This is a genomic window from Ideonella azotifigens, assembly GCF_021043325.1.
Lineage (GTDB): Bacteria > Pseudomonadota > Gammaproteobacteria > Burkholderiales > Burkholderiaceae_C > Ideonella > Ideonella azotifigens.
In genome coordinates this window covers 143,667-161,625 of record NZ_JAJNKD010000010.1, presented here as the reverse complement: position 1 = coordinate 161,625, position 17,959 = coordinate 143,667, and the positions used below count along the sequence as shown (strand labels likewise).

The window sequence follows — 17,959 nt, the reverse complement described above, 5'->3', positions numbered from 1 at the left end:
ACGCCTGAGTCGGTTCAACCGTCGAGGTCGCGCAGCCCGCCGAGCAACAGCGCGCGCATGCGCGGCAGTTCGTGCTTCGCCATGACCTCGATCGGGAATGCGGCGCCGCGCGCGCCGCCTTGAAAGCTCTCGTCCAGCACGCCTGCCGCACCGAGTTGCGCCAGCGTTTGAGACCGGTCGATCTCGCACGACTTGATGACCACCAGGCGCTCCGCGTTCAGCTCGTGCGCCAGATCGAGCGCGATGGTGTCGGAGGTGGCGTCCCAGTTGGTTCGCGCATCCGGCGCGTCGCGCTGCAGCTCGAACGGCAGCCAGATCGCCGCGCGGCCCTTGTGCAGCACGCCGGCAATCTCGGCCTTGCTCGCGGCGAGTTGCAGTGCCGGGTTCATCGCGTGCAGCTGGTAGCCGGTTTGCACCATGGCCAGCACCGCCATGTTGTGCGCGGCCAGGTCGTTGAACTGCCACAGCGCCTGCGTGCGCCGCACTTCGTCGGCGAGGCCGCCACCGCCGCAGACGATGGTCACGCGCCCGCCGCCGAGTTTTGCGAGCAGATCCAGCCACTCCGGCAGCGCCGGATCGGCCATGAGACTGCCACCGATCTTGACGACCCACATCAGCGCAGCCCGGTATCCAGCAGTGCGGCGACGGCCACTGCAGGGGCACACACCTGGGCCCAGCGGGCAACAGCGTAGGTGCCCGGCAACGCGTCGGCGGCGATGCGCGCCACGTCGAAGCCGTAACGCAGGTGTTCGCGGGTCGGGCCGGCTTGCGAGACCACGTCGGCGATGAGAAAGTCGCCGCAGCCCGCGCTCAGCGCCACCGCCGTGTCGGACAGGCCGTGCGCGGCCACCACCCGGCGCAACTGGCTTGCAAGTTCGTCGACCTGCCGTGCACGCCAGGTGCGGGCGAACGCGAGCCAGTCGTCCGAGCTGGCCTCGCGCGCATCGAGGCCGATCATCCGCGCCAGGCGCTTTTCGGTGGCGGGCAGGTCCTTGGGCGCGTTGTCGGCGGCAGTGTGCAGGTCATGCGCGGGGTCGAGTTCACCGGTGAGCCGGTAAACATCGGCAGTGGTCGCGAAGAACTCGTTCATCACATTCATCTCCACACCGCGCCATGCGACACGCGGCCCGAGCGCGCACAACGGCGTGCGCACCACGCCCTGGTAGACGAGTTCGCCGCTGGCCAGCCGCTGGGCATCGCTGCGGCTCGTGCCGAGCACGCGGCCGGCGCGAAAGGCGATCAGGTCGGTTGTCGTGCTGCCGATGTCGATCAGCACGCCTTCGGCTATGCACTGCGCCGCGTGCAACGCGGTCGCGCGCCAGTTGGCCGACGCGATGTGCGCCCATTGCGCACCGACTTCAGCGGTCGGGCACCACGGCCCCTCGCCGGTGAAGAAGTGCAGGGCGCCCGGAGCCGACGGTGCCAGCGTGTCGGCCAAGGTCGCTGCGATGCGTTGCACGCCTTCTTCGCGGTGCTCGAACAAGTCGGTCATCTCGCCGGTCATCGTGACCGCGTGGGTCGCCGACGCGAACTGCGGCCAGCGGGCCCGCGCGATGTGCAGCACATGCGCCAGGTGCTCAATGCCTTGCCAGAGCGGGCAGGCCCACTGCGTCACATCGACGACGCGGCCATTGCGCATCAGGCAGGCCTTGACATGCGCGCCGCCGATGTCCCAGCCGACAATGTGAAGCGGTTCAGGTGAGGGCATGGGCGAGCTCCTGGTGATGCGCATCCAGCACTGCCGCCGCGACGTTGCGACCAAGGGTCGCCGACAGGCCCACATACGCCATCGTCGCGCGCGGGTTGATCTCGATCAGCACCGGCCCGCGCTGCGCGTGCCAGACCAGATCGATGCCGACATACCCGCGCAGCCCGGGGAAGCTTCGGGCGAGCGTCCGGGCCCAGGCGCGCAGGGCCCCCATGCGCGGGTCGGTGCCCTGCAGCACATGGATCTGCACGCCTTCGAAGCTCACGGCCCCGAGCGCATCGATCGCGAGATGCTGCCGGTTCACACTCAGCAGCTCGGCGTCTTGCGCGCTGCACAGCAGCGAGAGGCTGAGCGGTTCGCCTGCGACCCAGGCTTCGAGCACCACCGCGTCGCCGCGCTCGCGGCGAGCCGCCATGTCCTCGAGTGCTGCAGCGCGCGTGTTGTGCACGCGGGTCGCGACGGCGCCAGCACCGTCGTCCGGCTTGACGACCCAGCGGCGCGTGGCCGGTGATGCTGCGAAGGCGAGCGGTGTCGTCACGCCTTGCCCGGCGGCATGGGCGATCGTGGCGCGTTTGCTCGAAGCGAGTGCGATCGCTGCGCCGTCGCAGCCCAGCCAGCGGCTGGCGTCGACCGCGCGCTGCATCTGCGCAAGCACGCCGTCGGTCTCCGGCGCGATGACCCAGGTTCGATCATGCAGGCGCGACTGCTGCGCGACGAATTCGGCCGAACCGATGGCACGCTCGCCCGAGGCGTGCAGCGGGGCCGCAATTGGGGTCGCGCCCGGCGGCACCTCCGTGGCATGCGGGCCAGTCGCAACCGAGACCGCACAATCGCCGGTGCGCAGCAAATCACGCACGACCGCATCGCGCATCTCGCGGCCGGCGGCGAGCAACTCTTCCGGTGCGTCTGCTGTACCGCCGGCGCTCAGGTGCTCGTAGACGAACACGCGCATCATCGCGGCAACCGCAGCGTGCAATCTCCGCAGGCGACCCACGTGACCACAGACTCTGAAATGAACGGCAGCATGACCCTGATTCCGGTGATCGATCTGTTGAAGGGCCGGGTCGTGCGCGCTGTGCGCGGCGATCGGCAGGCATACCGGCCGATCGAGTCGGCCTTGTGCGCGAGCAGCGACCCGTTGACGGTCGCGAGGATCCTGGTCGACCACTGCGCGGCGCGCCAACTGTACGTGGCCGACCTGGACGCGCTGACGGGCGGCTCAGTCCAACACGGGTTGCTGCGCGAATTGCTCGGCGCGCTGGCAGGCATTGAGCTGTGGGTCGATGCGGGCTTCGCGGATGCCGATGCAGCCTCGGCGCTTGGCGCACAGCTTGCGCCGCATGCGGAGCGCATCGTCCCGGTGTTCGCCAGCGAATCGCTGCGCTCGCGGGCCGCGCTTGAAGACTGCTGCAGCCGCTTCGGCGCCGCCGGCGCGGTGCTGTCGCTGGACCGCCGCGACGGGAAGCGCCTCGACCCGGCCGGTTGCTGGGACGCCGTCTCGCTGTGGCCGCAGCGTGTGATCGTGATGACGCTGGAGCGGGTTGGCTCCGGCGCCGGGCCCGATCTGGAGACGATGGCCGCGCTGCACCGCGCCGCGCCGGGCACGACCTTCGTAGGCGCCGGCGGCGTGCGCAGCAGCGATGACCTGGCCCGCGCCCACGCTGCCGGGGCCGGCGCCTGGCTGGTCGCGAGCGCGCTGCACGATCTCCAGTTGCCGCGCCAGCCTCGTTGATTGGCGGGGCGGCGTGGCCAGAGTGGTGTCGCTGTCATGGCCGGATCGGATCACGAATCGTGCCATCGCGGTGCCGGCTGGCGATGCCGTCGAATCCGTCAAAAGCGCCACAGTGTGTTCCAGAAACGGTCATGCAACAGGGCTTGGCTTGGCCTTGCCCGTCCGCGGCGCACCTCCCGAGGCGGGTGTCGCTTGCTGTGCTCGAATGAATGGCACATCGCTTGCGTGGTAACTGCCCGATGAGCGCCCTCGAATCGTCTTCCAGCCACGCCCCGGCGCCCTGGACCTGCCCGTTCTGCCCCCTGCTGTGCGACAGCTTCTCTGTCGCCGGGGGCGAGGGTGCGTGGGTGCTGGAGGGCAGCGACTGTGCCCGCGCGCGCAGCGGCTTGTCGCGATTCAGCCCGGCCGGCGCGCCAGCCGTGCGTGCGCAGATCGACGGTGTCGATTGCGAAACGCAGGCGGCCATTGCAGCGGCGGCGCGCCTGCTCGCCGCCAGCCGCCAGCCGCTGTTCGGCGGCCTCGGCACCGACGCGGCGGGTGCCCGCGCGCTCTACCCCTTGGCATGCCGCACCGGTGCGATCTGCGATCCGGCCGGCGGCGTTTCGCTGATGCAGTCCCTGCGCGCGCTGCAGGACCGCGGCGCCTTCACGACCACGCTGGCCGAGGTTCGCACCCGCGCCGACCTCATCGTCTGCGTCGGCTCGATGCCCAGCGAGCGCTACCCGGAGTTCCTGCGGCGCTGCGGCATCGGCGAGGACGGCGCCGCGCGGCTGGTGTTGCTGCAGCCGGCCGCGGGCCAGGCCGCCGCGCCTGCCATCGCGGGACTTGAGATCGTCCAATTCGAGGCCGACCTGTTCGACACGGTGGCGATGCTCGCGGCCAGCGTTGCCGGCCGCTCCGTTGCGTCCCATGCGGCGGCCGGGGCGCTCGGCAAGCTCGCTGGCGAATTGCACCTGGCGAAGTACGCTGTGCTCGTGTACGAGGCCGGGCAGATGCCATCCCAGGCCGCCTTGATCATCGAAGCGATCAACCGGATCGTCTCGACGCTGAACTTGAAGACCCGCGCCGCCGCCTTGCCGCTGGGCGGTGGCGACGGCGCCTCGACTGTCAACGCGGTGTTCACCTGGCTCGGCGGCCTGCCGCTGCGCTCCCGTGCTTCGCCGGCCGGCCTGGAACACGAGCCACTGCGCTTCGATGCACAGCGCCTGCTCGCGGATGGCGCAGTCGACGCGCTGCTCTGGATCGCCAGTTTCGGCAGCGAGCCAGGGCCACCGCAGACCGACCTGCCGCGCATCGTGCTCGGCCACCCGGCATTTGCCGATGCAGTGCGGGGCAGCACGACGGTGTTCATCCCGGTGGCGACGCCCGGCATTGGATCTGCCGGGCACCTGTTCCGCATGGACGGCTCAGTCCTCATGCCCTTGCGTGCGCTCAAGGCCGATCCGCTGCCTGCCGTGGCCGATGTGCTCAAGCGCATCACGCAGGCGCTGCAACAGCCGCTTGGGGCCGACACATGACGAAGACATTGCGCCTGCGCGGAGGCCGCATCGTCGACCCCACCAACGGTGTCGACGGCGAAACGCGCGACCTGTTCGTGCGCGACGGCCGCATCGTGGCACTTGCGCCCGGTGAGGTGGCGACCGAAGAGATCGACGTCAGCGATTGCATCTTGATGGCCGGCGGGATCGACATGCACACCCACATCGGCGGTGGCAAGGTCAACCTCGCGCGCATGCTGCTGCCGGAGTTCCAACGCAGCGGTCCGAACCCGATCGCGCTGCCCGACAACCCGCTCGAACTCGCCTCCTGCGGCGGCTGCACGCCGGGCACGCTCGCGACCGGCTACCGCTATGTGGAGATGGGCTACACGGCGGCGTTCGAGCCGGCCATGATGGCCTGCAACGCGCGCCACACGCACATGGAGATGGGCGACACGCCCATCCTCGACCATGGCGCCTACGTGATGCTCGGCAACGACGAGCTGTTCCTCGAGATGCTCAGTCGCGGCGCAGATTTCGAGCGCATCCGCGACTACGCGGGCTGGACCATCAACGCCACCAAGGCGATGGGCATCAAGGTCGTCAACCCGGGTGGCATCTCGGCCTTCAAGTTCAACCAGCGCAAGCTCAATGTGGACGAAGACCATGTGCACTGGCGCGTCACGCCACGGCAGGTGGTGCACACCCTGGCGAAAGCGCTGCGCGAGCTCGGCGTGCCGCACCCCTTGCACATCCACGGCAGCAACCTCGGCGTGGCCGGCAACATCGAGTCCACGCTGGAGACCATCGCGGCGCTCGAAGGCCTGCCTGCCCACCTCACGCACATCCAGTTCCACGCCTACGGCACCGAAGGGCCGAAGAAGTTCTCCTCGGCTGCCATCCAACTGGCCGAGGCCGTCAACGCGCACCCCAATGTGAGCATCGACGTTGGCCAGATCATGTTCGGCCAGACCGTCACCGCCTCGGGCGACACGATGCGCCAGCACGCGCAATCGAGCCTTGCGAATCCGCGCAAGTGGATCGGTGCCGACATCGAGTGCGAGGCCGGCTGCGGGGTGGTGCCGTTCCGCTATCGCGACCAGAACTTCGTCAATGCGCTGCAATGGGTGATCGGCCTGGAGATCTTCCTGCTCGTGAATGACCCATGGCGTGTGGTGCTCACCACCGACCACCCGAACGGCGGCCCCTTCACCAGCTACCCGCACCTGATCCGCCTGCTGATGGACCGCAGCTTCCGCGCCGAGCAACTGGCGAAGCTGCATCCCGATGTGGCGGCGAACGCGGCGCTGAAATCGATCACCCGCGAGCTTTCGCTTTACGAGATCGCGATCATGACGCGCGCCGCGCCGGCCCGGCTGCTCGGCCTGACCGACCGCGGCCACCTCGGAGCAGGGGCGGCAGCCGACATCGCGGTGTACCGGGAGGGCGCGGATCGCGAGGCGATGTTCGCGACACCGGCCTACGTCTTCAAGGACGGCGCGCTGGTCGCGCAGGCAGGGCGCATCACCGCCGCGCCGGTTGGCGGCACGCATTTCGTCGCGCCCGAATACGACCGCAGCATCGAGACCCTGCTGCGCAAGCACCTCGCCACGCATGGCGGCGTCAATTTCGATCAGCTCGCGATCGGCCACGATGAGCTGTGCAGCTGCTGCAACGGTGGGCGCCTGCTGCCGGCCGCGTGCTTCGAGGTCAGCCCGTGACCGATTCACGTGTGATCAACGGCGTCGTCATCGACGACACCTTTGCCGAAGCCTTCCCGATGAAGGCCACGCGTCTGATCGTCACGGCCCACAACATGACCTGGGCCCGGCACGCGGCCGCCAGTGCGACCGGCTTCGCGACCTCGGTGATCGCCTGCGGCTGCGAGGCCGGCATCGAACGCGAACTCGGCCCGGAAGAAACGCCCGACGGCCGCCCTGGCTGTTCGCTGCTGATCTTCTCGATGTCCGGCAAGGAACTCGCGAAGCAGGTCGAGCGCCGGGTGGGCCAATGCGTGCTGACCTGCCCGACCACCGCCGTGTTCGCCGGCATCAGCGAAGGCGAGGCCATCGCGCTCGGCAAGAACCTGCGCTTCTTCGGCGACGGCTGGCAAATCTCGAAGCTGATCAACGGCGTGCGCTACTGGCGCGTGCCGGTGATGGACGGCGAGTTCGTCGCGCAGGAAACGACGGCGGTGACCAAATCGGTCGGTGGCGGCAACCTGTTGATGCTCGCGACGGACACCGAGGCTGCGCTGCATGCCGCCGAGTCCGCGGTGGCTGCGATGAAGCGCCTGCCGAATGTGGTGATGCCGTTCCCCGGTGGCGTGGTGCGTTCGGGCTCGAAGGTCGGCAGCAAGTACGCGGCGCTCAGCGCCTCAACCAATGACGCCTTCTGCCCCGGCCTCTACGGCCTCGTGGCCAAGAGCGAACTCACGCCCGAGGTGCGTTGCGTGCTCGAAATCGTGATTGATGGCCTCACCGAGGCCGATGTCGGCGCGGCGATGCGCGTGGGCATGGACGCCTGCGTCGAGATCGGCGCGGCCGGCGGGATGCTGCGGGTTTCGGCCGGCAACTATGGCGGCAAGCTGGGGCCTTACCACTTCCATCTGCACAAGCTGCTCGATGCCGCCGGGGGCAAGCAATGAGCCGCGTGCGTTTCGTCCTGAAGCAGCCACCCGCGTTGCGGGTCGATCTGCGCGGCGTGACACCGGCAGCCCTCGCAGGGCTCACGCTGGTGCAGATCGAGCGGCTGCCCGTGACGCACGGCATGCAGACCTTGCCGCTCGCCGAGTTCTTCTCGGTCGCCTGCGACGACTCGCCCGAGGCGGGCGGCGAACTGGTGTTCGAGGGTGACCTGTCGCGCTTCGACCGCATTGGCTGGCAGCTCGCCGGTGGGCGGATCGTGGTCGCGGGCCCGGCGGGAGACTACGTTGGCGCCTGCATGACCGGTGGCGATGTCCAGGTGCAGGGCAACGCCGGCTTGCTGGCCGCGTGCGAAATGGCGGGCGGCACGCTGACGATCGCCGGCAATGTCGGCGACCACGCCGCCAGCACCTTGCCTGGCAGCATGGACGGCATGCGCGGCGGCACGCTGATCGTGCGCGGCAACGCCGGTGATCGATTCGCCGACCGCATGCGGCGCGGCACGGTGCTGGTGTTTGGCAATGTTGGCGACTTCCTCGCATCGCGGCTGGTCGCGGGCACCATCGCCATCGGTGGGCAAGCCGGCGCGCACGTGGGCTACGGCATGCGCCGCGGCAGCGTCGTGTTCGTGGGTCCGGCGCCTGTCCTGCCACCGACCTTCGTGCCGGCACTGGTCGACGCAGCGGTCGCGTGGCAGCTGATCGCGCGCGACATCGCCCGCCACGGCGGGCCCTTCGCCGGCCTGTCGGCGCGGCGCACCGCGCGCCACCTCGGGGACCTCGCGGCCGATGGTCGCGGCGAGTTGATCGTCACCGTGTAGGCTTGCGACTGCGGTGCCGCGCGCGGCAACCGGGAATTCCTCTGACGAAAGACCCACGATGAGCAACGATTACCTCTTCCACGCCGGCGAGGCGACCGTGCTGGCCCGCGACGGCCAGTTCACCGATGCGATGCCCGAGATCCTGATCGGCCGCACCAGCGGCCCGGTCGGCCAGGCCTTCGCCAACATGATGGCGCAGAGCAAGGGCCACACCGCGATGTTCGCCATCCGCGCCTGCAACCAGCTGGTGCGGCCCGCCACCATCGTCGTGCCCAAGGTCACGCTGAAGGACTTCGCGAACATCGACCTGTTCGGCGGCGTGGTGCAAAGCGCCACCGCCGACGCGGTGGTCGATTGCCTGATCGAGGGCATCATCCCCAGGGACATCGCCAACGAGCTGTGCATCATCAGCCTGGTCTGGATCGACCCCCGCTGCGCGACCGATCCGAACCTGGACAAGCAGGACATGTACCGCACCAACCACGAGGCGACGATGCTCGCGATCCGCCGTGCGCTCAACAACGAGCCGTCGGTGGAGGAGCTGATCGCCAACCGCCACAAGATCAAGCACGACATGGACGATTGGTCTTGAGTGTTGCCGGGCGTTTGACGATGGCCTGCTTCGCGCTGCTCGATGACCGCGCCGCGACAAACGCGCGGCCCAGCAGTCGCCTGTACGAGGACTTCGAGCGCGCGCATGTGTGCGCCGAACCGGCGCTGCTCGATGCGACCTGGGCGCAGGTCGATGCCGACCTGCGCGCAGGGCTGCACGCCGTGCTGCTGGCCGACTACGAGTGGGGCGCGAAGCTGCTGAAGGCCGGCGTCCGGCCTGGCGACGACAAGCCGGGCGAGGACCGCGCGCTGCGCGTGCTGATGTTCCGCACGCTGACGCACCTGTCTCGCGAAGCGGTCGATGCCTGGCTCGCCGAGCACGACACCTCCGGTGCGGACGAGCCGGTCGGCACCATGAACCTGGAGGCGAGCGTCGACCGCGCCGAATTCACGCGGTCCATCGAGGCGATCCACGAGGCGATCCGCGCCGGCGAGACCTACCAGGTCAACTACACCTACCGGATGAACGGGACGGCCTTCGGTTCGCCGATCGCGCTGTACCGGCGGCTGCGCGCGCGCCAGCCGGTCGACTACGGTGCCTTCATTGCCTTGCCGGCGGGCTGGGCTAGCACGCATGTGCTGTCGCTCTCGCCCGAGTTGTTCCTGCGCCATGAGGCCGGCCTGCTGACGGCGCGCCCGATGAAGGGCACGGCCGCCCGTGTTGCCGCACCGGAGAGCGACAGCGAATCGGCGCGCCTGCTGGCCCTGGACATCAAGAACCGCGCCGAGAACCTGATGATCGTCGACCTGCTGCGCAACGACCTTGGCAGGCTCGCGCAGACCGGCTCGGTGCACGTGCCGGCGCTGTTCGCGATCGAGCCGTATGCCACCGTGTTCCAGATGACCTCGACGGTGCAGGCGCAGATCCGTCCTGAAGTCGGCATGCCGGAGCTGCTGCGCGCCGTGTTCCCGTGTGGCTCGATCACCGGCGCGCCCAAGCACCACACGATGGCACTGATCGCCGGACTCGAGAGCACGCCGCGCGGTCTCTACTGCGGCGCGATCGGCTGGATCGACGCACCACGTGGCGCGCCGGCCGGCGAAGCGCGCATCGGTGACTTCTGCCTCTCAGTCGCAATCCGCACGCTGACGCTGGGCGCCGCGGCCAGTGGCCTGCGCGCGATGCGCATCGGCGTGGGTGCCGGCATCGTGCTCGACAGCCGTGCGGACGACGAGTTCGACGAATGCCGCCTGAAGGCACGTTTCCTGACCGGCCTCGATCCCGGCTTCGAGCTCTTCGAGACGATGTTGTGGCGCCCGGGCGAGGGCGTGCAGCACCTTGAGCGTCACCTCGCCCGGCTCGCCCACAGTGCGCGCGTGTTCGGCTTCGCGTTCGAGCGCGAGGCCGTGTTGCAGAAGCTGCTGGCTTTTGAACCCGAGGCCACCGGCGAGACGCGCTTGCGCTTGGCGCTGGCCCACGGCGGACGCATCAGCCTGACCCACGCGCCGCTCGCCCCGCTGCCTGCCGGCCCGGTGCGGCTGCTGCTCGGCGGTGACACGCTGCCCGAGGCCGACGCGCTCGCGGCCCACAAGACCACGCGACGACAGCATTACGACGCCGGCGTGCGTACGGCCGAAAGCGCCGGCGCGTTCGATACCTTGTTCTTCAGCCGTGCGGGCCGGCTCGTCGAAGGCGGGCGCAGCAACGTGTTCGTTCGCATCGATGGCCGCTGGTGGACGCCGCCGATCACCGACGGGGCGCTCCCGGGCGTGATGCGTGGCGTGCTGCTCGACGACCCGGCCTGGAACGCGCAGCTGCGCAGCCTGACGCGCGCCGATCTCGCGCAAGCAGAGCGCATCGTCGTGTGCAACGCCCTGCGCGGCGCATTGCCCGCCGAACTCGCGGTGCTGCCGCGGCATGTTTCCGCATGAGCCCCGCCCGGCCGTCCGAAGGGGCTCGCACCGCAGTGCGCAGCACGAAGGTATGCCAGTGAGCCCCGCTCGGCCGTCCGAAGGAGCTCGCACCGCAGTGCGCAGCACGAAGGTACGCCGGTGAACCTCGCGCTGTTCGACCTCGACCATACGCTGATCCCGTTCGACAGTGGCATGGCCTGGACGCAGTTCCTGGTCGGGCGGGGCGTTCTGCCTGCGCAGGCCGAGGAAACCTACCTCGGCTACTGCAGGCAGTACGTGGCCGGCACGCTGGACATCCACGCGATGCACTTCGCCAGCGTCGCGCCGCTGGCGAGCGTGCCGCGGGTGAGGCTGGCGCAGTGGGCGAACGAATTCGAGCGTGCGCTGCGCCCTCGCGTGCCCGCAGCCATGCGTGCGCTGGTGCAGCGCCACCTAGCCGCTGGCGAGCTCTGCGCCCTCGTCACCGCCACCACCCGTTTCATCGCTGAGCCCTGCGCTCGCCTGTTCGGCATTGCGCATGTCGTCGCGACCGAGGCGGCGACCGCCGATGGCCACCCGGACGGTGCGCTGACCGGCGCCATTGACGGTTTGCCCTGCTTCCGCGAGCACAAGGTCACGCGGGTGCAGCAATGGCTGGCGCAGCAGATGCCCGGCGGCGCGGATGGCCTGGCGGCGTTCGAGCACAGCTGGTTCTATTCGGATTCGGCGAGCGACTTGCCGCTGCTCGGCGCGGTCTCGAACCCGGTCGCCGTGCGGCCGGACACCCGCCTGCGCCAGCACGCGCTGCAGGCGGGCTGGCCGATCATCGACACGGCTTGATGGCGCCCCCAGACCTGCCGCTTCGCGTCAGGCCCCCCGAGGGGGATGAGAAAACTTGGGGCGGCCCGGCGTTTCCTCATGCGCGCCCCCAGACCTGCTGTTTCGCGTCAGGTCCCCCTTGAACGCAGCGACCGCGTGGCGTGACTTATTTGTTTAAGTCGAAACCAATGCGGCCGAAACTCCCCTCAGCGACAAAGAACAGGGCATCGCAAGCACGGGATGCCGATCGCGGTGTTTATCGGAGACACACATGAGTTGGATTCGGAGAGTGAGCCTGGTGCGCCGGGTGACGATTGGCTTTGGCTGCACCGCAGTCATCATCGCAGGCATCTGCGCTGGTGGCGCATGGGCGCTGCAAGGTGGGATGCCGGCAAGCACCGCGGTCTGGTTCATGGGCTTTGCCGCACTCGGTGGCTGCGCGTTCTCGCTGCTCGCGGGCATGCTGATCCGCAGCAGCATCAAGGAATCGGTCGAATCGACCGTGCAATGCGTGATCCGCATCGCCGGCGGTGACCTGGAAAGCGTGATCGACTCGCCCGGCAAGGACGAGATCTCGTGGCTGCGCGCCGAACTCAATTCGATGCGCAAGAAGCTGCGCAAGACGGTGCTGGCGGTGCGCGAAACGGTGGGTGGCGTGAACATCGCCTCCGAGGAGATCGCCAACGGCAACCTCGACCTCTCGACCCGTACCGAGAGCCAGGCCAGCGCATTGCAGCAGACCGCCAGCTCGATGGATCAGCTTGCCAACACGGTGCAGAGCAATGCCCGCAGCACGCAGGAGGCACGCACCGTCGTCACGCAATCGAGCGAGGTCGCAGCGCGCGGCGAGAAGACGATGCGCGACGTGATCCTGCGGATGGGCGAGATCAACGGCAGCGCGACCAAGATCTCCGAGATCATCGGCGTCATCGACGGCATCGCCTTCCAGACCAACATCCTGGCGCTGAATGCCGCGGTCGAGGCGGCACGGGCCGGCGAGCACGGCCGCGGTTTCGCGGTCGTGGCCTCCGAGGTGCGCAGTCTCGCGCAGCGCAGCTCGACCGCCGCACGTGAGATCAAGACCCTCATCGGCGACTCGACCCAGAAGGTCGAGGCCGGCTCCAAGCTGGTCGACGACGCGGGGCGCACGATGAAGGAGATTCTGGAAAGCGTGAAGCGCGTGTCGTCCCTGATCACCGACATCGCCGACGCCGGTCAATCACAGAGCAACGGCATCGAGCAGGTGCACAGCGCGATTGCCCAGATCGACACGATGACGCAGCAGAACGCCGCGCTCGTCGAGGAACTCGCGGCAGCGGCCCAGTCGCTGAAGGGTCAGTCGGGCAAGTTGACGGAGTCGATGAGCTCGTTCCGAGTCGTCGCCTGAGCGTCACGCGACCACTGCGCATCGGCGGCTCGCAGCGATGCGAGCCGTTTGCGCGTTCCCGGGTGCGTGGCGGTGTCCTGGGTCATGCCCAGGTGCATGAAGGCTGTCATGGCATCCTGAGACGTGCGGCCGAGTGCGTGCAGCGCATGCAGCGCGAACGCATCGGCCTCGAGTTCCTGCCGGTGCGCAAGCCCGGAGGCGTCGCGTCCGAGCAGTGCGGCCACCGGCTCGGTCTGGTCTGGCGTCACGGCGCCCGGAACCCATTTCTGGTAGAGGCGCTCGGTCTGCTCCCAGTGGCGAAGCTCGATGTGCCCCAGTTCGTGCGCGAGAACGAACATCCGCTCGCCCTCGCTCAGGTCGCCCAGCGATTCGTTCGCCACGATGATGCGGCCCTGCAGCGTCTCCGCGATGGTGTCGCCCTCGATCATGCGCAGTTCCACCGGGTGTCTGAGCGCCAACACGCGCGCCAGGGTCTCGAAGCTGGCGCGCACCGTGCGGGCGCGTGGACTGGCGGGGTCTGCCGGGGTCACGCGGTCGAGCCGGGTCAGCTGCGAGCTGGCCAGTACGCCGAGGATGCCCTCGTCGGCGCGGGTGGCCGGGCCTGCGAGCAGCAGAGTGAGTGTGACGATCCACCAGCGCATGTCGTACGCTCCCGCGACGCGGCAATGTCCCGCCGCCATTGGTGCGGTGCAACAACCATGCCAGATTGCGGGGTAACCCGCATTCGATGGGCGTGGCGGCTGCCGGCCAGGAGCTGACGGTAGCGAGCGCAGGCTTTCAGGTAGGCTACTGCGCAAATGAATGCGGTCTCTACCAATCGGGCGCTGACTGCTGGCGAGCGCGCTCTCGCCAAGTGGATGCTGGAGAACGGAACGGAAGAAGCCGGGCCATCTCTCGCCCAACTCGATGAACTTGAGGTGACCCCCTGGCAGTGCGCCTGTGGATGTGCGAGCATCAATTTCCAGCTCAAGGGTCATCCGCCTGCTCCGCCAGGGGTTCACGTTCTTGGCGATTTCCTTTGCGGGCCTATGGAGGCGCCGGCCGGAGCTTTCATCTACGAGAGCGGCGGCGTGCTCAGCGGGATCGAGGTGTACTCGCTGGCGAGCGATGCGCCGCCGGTGCTACCGGATGCACCACTCCGGCCGATGGGCTAAAGGCTCCGGCAACAAGCGGCCGCGGACGGACGGCTGCTATCTGGACAATTTCCTCAATGGGTGCCCGGTCGGCAATTCACTCGTCGGAACGGTGGTCATTGCGCGAAACGGCATCGCCAGCGCGCGATCAACCATTTCTTCATCCGTCATGGTGTCGAGACACTCGACGACAAGCCAACGCGCTTTGACAGGGTCAGGACATCCCGCGCAGAACCTCAGCAAGACCTCGTTGTAGCTTTCTTCATCTGTCAGACCACTTGCCTTCGGATGCATCAGGGTATCGAGAAGGCGGAGAAGTTCATCCTTCGATAGCTTGGCTGTCATCTCGATCGCAAGTGGCGTGGGTCAGTGAAGCATACGGCATCGTGCCAAAGGTCTGCTCTACGACCTTCAGTTCGCCAAGTGCCATTTCCGCTTTGGGTCGCGACGGACGTGTTCGGACAGTCAGGCCTCGATCAGCCCCCAACGCAGGGCGACCAGCGTCAGCTCCGACTGGTTGCTGGCGCCGAGCTTCTGCTTGACGTGGAACAAGTGGGTGCCGACGGTGCTCTGCGAGAGGCTCAGGTTCTCGGCGATCTGCGCCACGCTCAGGCCACGGGCGAGCTGCACGAACACTGAGAACTCGCGTTCGCTGAGCGTCTCGGCCGGGCTGGTTCCGCCGCTCACTTCGGCAACAGCGAGCGCCTGCGCGGTGTGCGCGTCCACGTAGGGCCGGTTGGCCGCGACCGAGCTCACCGCGGCGATCAGGGCCTCGGGCGCGCTGCGTTTGGCCAGGTAGCCGAGCGCGCCGGCACGCAGCACGCGGCGCGGGTGTGCGGTGTCTTCGAAGGCCGAGAGCGCGAGGATGCGCGCCTTCGGGTCCTGTGCGATCAGCCGCCTGACAGCCTCCAGCCCGCCCATGCCGGGCATCGAGAGGTCCATCACGACCACGTCGGGCCGCACGCGGGCGTAGTCGGCGCAGGCCTGCTCGCCGGTGTCGGCCTCGGCCACCACCTCGACCTGCGCGTCGGCGAGCAGCATGCGGAAACCCATGCGCACGAGCGCGTGATCGTCGACCAGCATCACGCGGATCATGTGGCGCCTGCCTCCGCCAACGGCAGCCGCACCTGCAGCTCGACGCCTTGCGGCGTGCGGTTGGCGATCCGGAAGCTGCCGCCCAGGCCCTCGGTGCGCTCGGCGAGCCAGCGCAGGCCATGGTGGCCGCTCGGCGCCGGTGCGGCCGGCAGGCCCTGGCCGTTGTCGGTGACAGTGAGCAACGCGGCGTCGGCCTCGCGCCGCATCGACACGGAAATGTGCGTCGCGTGGCCATGTCGCAGCGCGTTCGTCACGGCTTCCTGCGCGCCGCGGTACAGCGCCAGCGCGACATCGGCCGCCAGGCTCGCATCGCCCAGTCCCACCTGCAGCTCGATGCTTGCGCCTGGCTGGCTGCGCCGCGTGCGTTCGACGAGGTCCCCGAGTGCGTCTGCGAGGCCGAAGTTGTCCAGCATCAGCGGCGCAAGGCGCGGGATGATGCCGTGCATGGCCTCGTAGAGGCGCGACGACTCGTCGGCGATGGTGCGCGCCGCCTGCTCTGCCTGCACATCGAGGCCGCGCACGCGCTGCGCGATCGAAATCGCCATGCTGTGCATCGCGGTGATGGATTGGCCGAGCTCGTCGTGCAGTTCGTGCGCGATGAGGCGCCGCTCCTGTTCGAGCTGGCGCTCGATCCAGCGTGTGAGTTCGCGGTTGTCGACCAGCCGGCTCTCGGCCAGCGCGGCGCGGCGTTCGGTCTCGATGTTCTGGCGCAGGCGGCCGACCATGCGGTTGAAGGCCGCGCCGATCAAGCTCGCCTCGGCGCCGGGCAGCGGCGGCAGCTTCGCGTCGAAACGACCGGCCTCCAGCGACTCGAGTGCACCGACGATCTGCCCGAACGGCCGCACCGTGCGTCCGACCAGCCAGAACACCAGCGCGTTGACGACGGCCAGCAGCACCGCCGCACCGGCGCCGAGCACGAGCAGGTAGTCCCAGGCGTCGATCGCGGCGCGCGATGCGTTGGACTGCGTCACCAGCTTGCCGCCGGGGAAAACGATGGACTGCACCGAAGGTGCCGGTGCGATCAGCCGCTCGAACCAGTCGGGCGCATCGCGGCCTGCCTTGTAGGTGGACGCCGGGGAGCGGTACAGCACCTGGCCCTGCCCGTCGTACAGCACGATGTCGTTCGAGCGCACGCGGCCAATGCCCTGCAGGTAGGCGAGCATCGCCGGCGTGCCCTGGGCCGCATAGAGCAGGGTGTTGCGCTGCAGCAGCTGCGTGGCGACGCGGTTGGCGGCCACCACCTCCTCGTGCACCGACTCGCGCATGCTGCGCAGCTGCAGCGCGAGCACGGCCGCGACAAACAGGATCGTCAGCGCGCCGACGATCAGGTTGATCTTCAGGCGCAAGGTCATGGCGTGGGCGGCGGAGCCCCGCAGGTCGGGAAGGTGAGCACGCGCCATGGTAACCACCGATCCGCCAACACATTCGCGAACGACGCAGGAACCGGGTCGACCCTCGGTCGCAATCATGAAAATCATGAGGCGCGAATCATGGTGCAGCGACTGGCGCGCAGAGGCTTGGGGAGCGATCCTTCACCATGGGATGCAAGCTGCATCCTTGCGCAGGTCGACCGGCCTGCGTGTCATTCACTTCCGGAGACTTGCCATGCAATGGACCACCCCGACCGCCGCTGATTTCCGCTTCGGCTTCGAGATCACGATGTACGTCAGCGCCCGCTGACGAACCCGGCACCGGCGCTGCGCGCAGGCGTGGCTCGGTGCCTTCCTCTTTCAAGGCACGCGCAAGCGCGCGCCTTTCCGGTGTCCAACAAACAATGCGCATCAGCGTGCTCGGGTCTGCCGCCGGCGGCGGTTTCCCGCAATGGAACTGCAATTGCCGCAACTGCGCCGGCGTCCGGTCGGGCAGTGTGCGGTGCAAGCCGCGCACCCAGTCGTCGATCTTCGTGCGGCCTGACGATGCCTCGGACGGCGTGCTCTTCAACGCCTCGCCCGACATCCTTGAGCAGGTCCGCGCCCGCCCCGAACTGCAGCCCGCGCGCGCGCTGCGCGACACCGCCATCGCCGGCGTTGTGTTGATGGACGGACAGGTGGACCATGCGACCGGCCTGTTCATGCTGCGCGAGCGCGGCTCGCCGCTGCCGCTGTGGTGCACCGACCCGGTCGCCGAGGACTTGAGCCAGGGCAACCCGATCCTGCGTGTGCTCGGCCACTATTGCGGTGTCGAGCGGCATCGCATCGGGCTTGATGGCACGCCGTTTCGTGTGGCCGGTGTCGCTGGCCTGAGCTTTCGCGCGCTGCCGCTGTCGAGCAAGCCGGCGCCCTATTCGCCGCACCGCGAGCACCCGGTGGAAGGCGACAACATCGGCATGCTGATCAGCGACGAGAAGACCGGCGCGACCGTGTTCTACGCGCCCGGCCTCGGCGCGATCACACCACCGGTCTTCGACGCGATGGCCCGTGCCGATGCGCTGCTGGTCGACGGCACCTTCTGGACCGACGACGAGATGCCGCGCCTGGGCCTGAGCAAGAAGACCGCGCGCGACATCGGCCACCTGCCGCAGTCCGGCCCCGGCGGGATGATGGAGTGGTTCGCGAAGCTGCCGGCGCACACGCGGCGCTGCCTGATCCACATCAACAACACCAACCCCATCCTCGACGAAGACTCCGACGAGCGCGCGGCGCTGACTGCTGCACGCATCGAGGTCTGCGAAGACGGCATGCTGATCCAACTCTGAGG

General features: G+C 68.6%; 19 protein-coding genes. 12 read left to right on the top strand and 7 right to left on the bottom strand.

The window, feature by feature from the left end:
• Positions 1 to 14: 14 nt before the first annotated feature.
• The 3 genes from LRH25_RS20500 to LRH25_RS20490 are packed head-to-tail and all read right to left on the bottom strand — an operon-like array spanning position 15 to position 2,663.
• A complete protein-coding gene (locus LRH25_RS20500) occupies positions 15 to 614 on the bottom strand; it encodes an amino acid kinase family protein (RefSeq protein ID WP_141288824.1) in 600 nt (199 codons plus the stop codon).
• Positions 614 to 1,708 carry a hydantoinase/oxoprolinase family protein gene (locus tag LRH25_RS20495; protein WP_141288822.1) on the bottom strand — a complete coding sequence of 365 codons (1,095 nt, stop codon included), beginning with the start codon at positions 1,706 to 1,708 and terminating at the stop codon, positions 614 to 616. Before LRH25_RS20495 ends, LRH25_RS20500 begins: the two co-directional genes overlap by 1 nt.
• On the bottom strand, positions 1,695 to 2,663 hold the full coding sequence (locus LRH25_RS20490) for an ATP-grasp domain-containing protein (protein ID WP_141288821.1): 969 nt from the start codon (positions 2,661 to 2,663) through the stop codon (positions 1,695 to 1,697). The genes LRH25_RS20495 and LRH25_RS20490 overlap by 14 nt, the downstream gene beginning before the upstream one ends.
• A 69-nt stretch (positions 2,664 to 2,732) precedes the next feature.
• Between LRH25_RS20490 and LRH25_RS20485 the strand changes: the two genes are divergently transcribed.
• The 9 genes from LRH25_RS20485 (at position 2,733) to LRH25_RS20445 (ending at position 13,034) form a co-directional block, all read left to right on the top strand.
• Positions 2,733 to 3,440 (top strand): HisA/HisF-related TIM barrel protein, encoded by a 708-nt coding sequence (locus tag LRH25_RS20485; protein WP_231012086.1) that lies wholly within the window; start codon positions 2,733 to 2,735, stop codon positions 3,438 to 3,440.
• Between the two features lie 239 nt (positions 3,441 to 3,679).
• Complete coding sequence (locus tag LRH25_RS20480; RefSeq protein ID WP_231012085.1) at positions 3,680 to 4,957, top strand: molybdopterin-binding domain-containing protein; 1,278 nt, start codon at positions 3,680 to 3,682, stop codon at positions 4,955 to 4,957.
• Positions 4,954 to 6,639, top strand: coding sequence for a formylmethanofuran dehydrogenase subunit A (locus tag LRH25_RS20475; protein WP_141290026.1), 1,686 nt, complete (start codon positions 4,954 to 4,956; stop codon positions 6,637 to 6,639). Before LRH25_RS20480 ends, LRH25_RS20475 begins: the two co-directional genes overlap by 4 nt.
• Positions 6,636 to 7,565, top strand: a complete 930-nt coding sequence (fhcD, locus tag LRH25_RS20470) for a formylmethanofuran--tetrahydromethanopterin N-formyltransferase (RefSeq protein ID WP_141290025.1) — start codon at positions 6,636 to 6,638, stop codon at positions 7,563 to 7,565. Before LRH25_RS20475 ends, fhcD begins: the two co-directional genes overlap by 4 nt.
• Positions 7,562 to 8,383, top strand: coding sequence for a formylmethanofuran dehydrogenase subunit C (locus LRH25_RS20465; protein WP_231012084.1), 822 nt, complete (start codon positions 7,562 to 7,564; stop codon positions 8,381 to 8,383). The genes fhcD and LRH25_RS20465 overlap by 4 nt, the downstream gene beginning before the upstream one ends.
• Positions 8,384 to 8,441: 58 nt before the next feature.
• The gene (gene fae, locus LRH25_RS20460; RefSeq protein ID WP_141291436.1) at positions 8,442 to 8,975 is read left to right on the top strand and encodes a formaldehyde-activating enzyme; all 534 of its coding nucleotides are present in this window, start codon (positions 8,442 to 8,444) and stop codon (positions 8,973 to 8,975) included.
• Between the two features lie 20 nt (positions 8,976 to 8,995).
• Positions 8,996 to 10,867, top strand: coding sequence for an aminodeoxychorismate synthase component I (gene pabB / locus LRH25_RS20455; protein ID WP_231012135.1), 1,872 nt, complete (start codon positions 8,996 to 8,998; stop codon positions 10,865 to 10,867).
• 120 nt (positions 10,868 to 10,987) lie between these two features.
• The gene (locus LRH25_RS20450) at positions 10,988 to 11,668 is read left to right on the top strand and encodes an HAD family hydrolase (protein WP_141289902.1); all 681 of its coding nucleotides are present in this window, start codon (positions 10,988 to 10,990) and stop codon (positions 11,666 to 11,668) included.
• A gap of 250 nt (positions 11,669 to 11,918) precedes the next feature.
• Entirely contained in the window at positions 11,919 to 13,034 is a 1,116-nt protein-coding gene (locus tag LRH25_RS20445; protein WP_141289903.1) for a methyl-accepting chemotaxis protein, read from the top strand.
• On the opposite strand, the gene LRH25_RS20440 is transcribed toward LRH25_RS20445, so the two are convergent.
• Complete coding sequence (locus LRH25_RS20440; protein WP_170201013.1) at positions 12,983 to 13,675, bottom strand: M48 family metalloprotease; 693 nt, start codon at positions 13,673 to 13,675, stop codon at positions 12,983 to 12,985. The genes LRH25_RS20445 and LRH25_RS20440 overlap by 52 nt on opposite strands.
• 156 nt (positions 13,676 to 13,831) lie before the next feature.
• Here LRH25_RS20440 and LRH25_RS20435 point away from each other — a divergent pair, with 156 nt between their 5' ends.
• Entirely contained in the window at positions 13,832 to 14,188 is a 357-nt protein-coding gene (locus tag LRH25_RS20435) for a hypothetical protein (RefSeq protein ID WP_170201014.1), read from the top strand.
• A 36-nt stretch (positions 14,189 to 14,224) separates the two neighbouring features.
• Here LRH25_RS20435 and LRH25_RS20430 read toward each other — a convergent pair whose 3' ends face one another.
• From LRH25_RS20430 to LRH25_RS20420, 3 genes are all read right to left on the bottom strand, one after another.
• Positions 14,225 to 14,512 (bottom strand): hypothetical protein, encoded by a 288-nt coding sequence (locus tag LRH25_RS20430; protein ID WP_141289905.1) that lies wholly within the window; start codon positions 14,510 to 14,512, stop codon positions 14,225 to 14,227.
• 120 nt (positions 14,513 to 14,632) lie between these two features.
• Complete coding sequence (locus tag LRH25_RS20425) at positions 14,633 to 15,262, bottom strand: response regulator (protein ID WP_231012083.1); 630 nt, start codon at positions 15,260 to 15,262, stop codon at positions 14,633 to 14,635.
• Positions 15,259 to 16,614 carry an ATP-binding protein gene (locus tag LRH25_RS20420; RefSeq protein WP_231012082.1) on the bottom strand — a complete coding sequence of 452 codons (1,356 nt, stop codon included), beginning with the start codon at positions 16,612 to 16,614 and terminating at the stop codon, positions 15,259 to 15,261. The genes LRH25_RS20425 and LRH25_RS20420 overlap by 4 nt, the downstream gene beginning before the upstream one ends.
• Before the next feature lie 253 nt (positions 16,615 to 16,867).
• Here LRH25_RS20420 and pqqA point away from each other — a divergent pair, with 253 nt between their 5' ends.
• Positions 16,868 to 16,942: a pyrroloquinoline quinone precursor peptide PqqA gene (gene pqqA, locus LRH25_RS20415; RefSeq protein WP_141288184.1), complete on the top strand. Its 75-nt coding sequence runs from the start codon at positions 16,868 to 16,870 to the stop codon at positions 16,940 to 16,942.
• A 94-nt stretch (positions 16,943 to 17,036) separates the two neighbouring features.
• On the top strand, positions 17,037 to 17,957 hold the full coding sequence (gene pqqB, locus LRH25_RS20410; RefSeq protein ID WP_141288176.1) for a pyrroloquinoline quinone biosynthesis protein PqqB: 921 nt from the start codon (positions 17,037 to 17,039) through the stop codon (positions 17,955 to 17,957).
• The last annotated feature ends 2 nt before the right edge of the window (positions 17,958 to 17,959 follow it).

What these genes read in the sequence shown, in the direction of transcription:
- fae (WP_141291436.1), top strand. Translation starts at nt 8,442, where the DNA reads ATGAGCAACGATTACCTCTTCCACGCCGGCGAGGCGACCGTGCTGGCC.
- LRH25_RS20425 (WP_231012083.1), bottom strand. Translation starts at nt 15,262, where the DNA reads ATGATCCGCGTGATGCTGGTCGACGATCACGCGCTCGTGCGCATGGGT.
- LRH25_RS20430 (WP_141289905.1), bottom strand. Translation starts at nt 14,512, where the DNA reads ATGACAGCCAAGCTATCGAAGGATGAACTTCTCCGCCTTCTCGATACC.
- LRH25_RS20485 (WP_231012086.1), top strand. Translation starts at nt 2,733, where the DNA reads ATGACCCTGATTCCGGTGATCGATCTGTTGAAGGGCCGGGTCGTGCGC.
- LRH25_RS20445 (WP_141289903.1), top strand. Translation starts at nt 11,919, where the DNA reads ATGAGTTGGATTCGGAGAGTGAGCCTGGTGCGCCGGGTGACGATTGGC.
- LRH25_RS20500 (WP_141288824.1), bottom strand. Translation starts at nt 614, where the DNA reads ATGTGGGTCGTCAAGATCGGTGGCAGTCTCATGGCCGATCCGGCGCTG.
- LRH25_RS20465 (WP_231012084.1), top strand. Translation starts at nt 7,562, where the DNA reads ATGAGCCGCGTGCGTTTCGTCCTGAAGCAGCCACCCGCGTTGCGGGTC.
- LRH25_RS20490 (WP_141288821.1), bottom strand. Translation starts at nt 2,663, where the DNA reads ATGATGCGCGTGTTCGTCTACGAGCACCTGAGCGCCGGCGGTACAGCA.
- LRH25_RS20440 (WP_170201013.1), bottom strand. Translation starts at nt 13,675, where the DNA reads ATGCGCTGGTGGATCGTCACACTCACTCTGCTGCTCGCAGGCCCGGCC.
- LRH25_RS20480 (WP_231012085.1), top strand. Translation starts at nt 3,680, where the DNA reads ATGAGCGCCCTCGAATCGTCTTCCAGCCACGCCCCGGCGCCCTGGACC.
- LRH25_RS20475 (WP_141290026.1), top strand. Translation starts at nt 4,954, where the DNA reads ATGACGAAGACATTGCGCCTGCGCGGAGGCCGCATCGTCGACCCCACC.
- LRH25_RS20495 (WP_141288822.1), bottom strand. Translation starts at nt 1,708, where the DNA reads ATGCCCTCACCTGAACCGCTTCACATTGTCGGCTGGGACATCGGCGGC.
- pqqB (WP_141288176.1), top strand. Translation starts at nt 17,037, where the DNA reads ATGCGCATCAGCGTGCTCGGGTCTGCCGCCGGCGGCGGTTTCCCGCAA.
- LRH25_RS20420 (WP_231012082.1), bottom strand. Translation starts at nt 16,614, where the DNA reads ATGACCTTGCGCCTGAAGATCAACCTGATCGTCGGCGCGCTGACGATC.
- pabB (WP_231012135.1), top strand. Translation starts at nt 8,996, where the DNA reads ATGGCCTGCTTCGCGCTGCTCGATGACCGCGCCGCGACAAACGCGCGG.
- LRH25_RS20435 (WP_170201014.1), top strand. Translation starts at nt 13,832, where the DNA reads ATGAATGCGGTCTCTACCAATCGGGCGCTGACTGCTGGCGAGCGCGCT.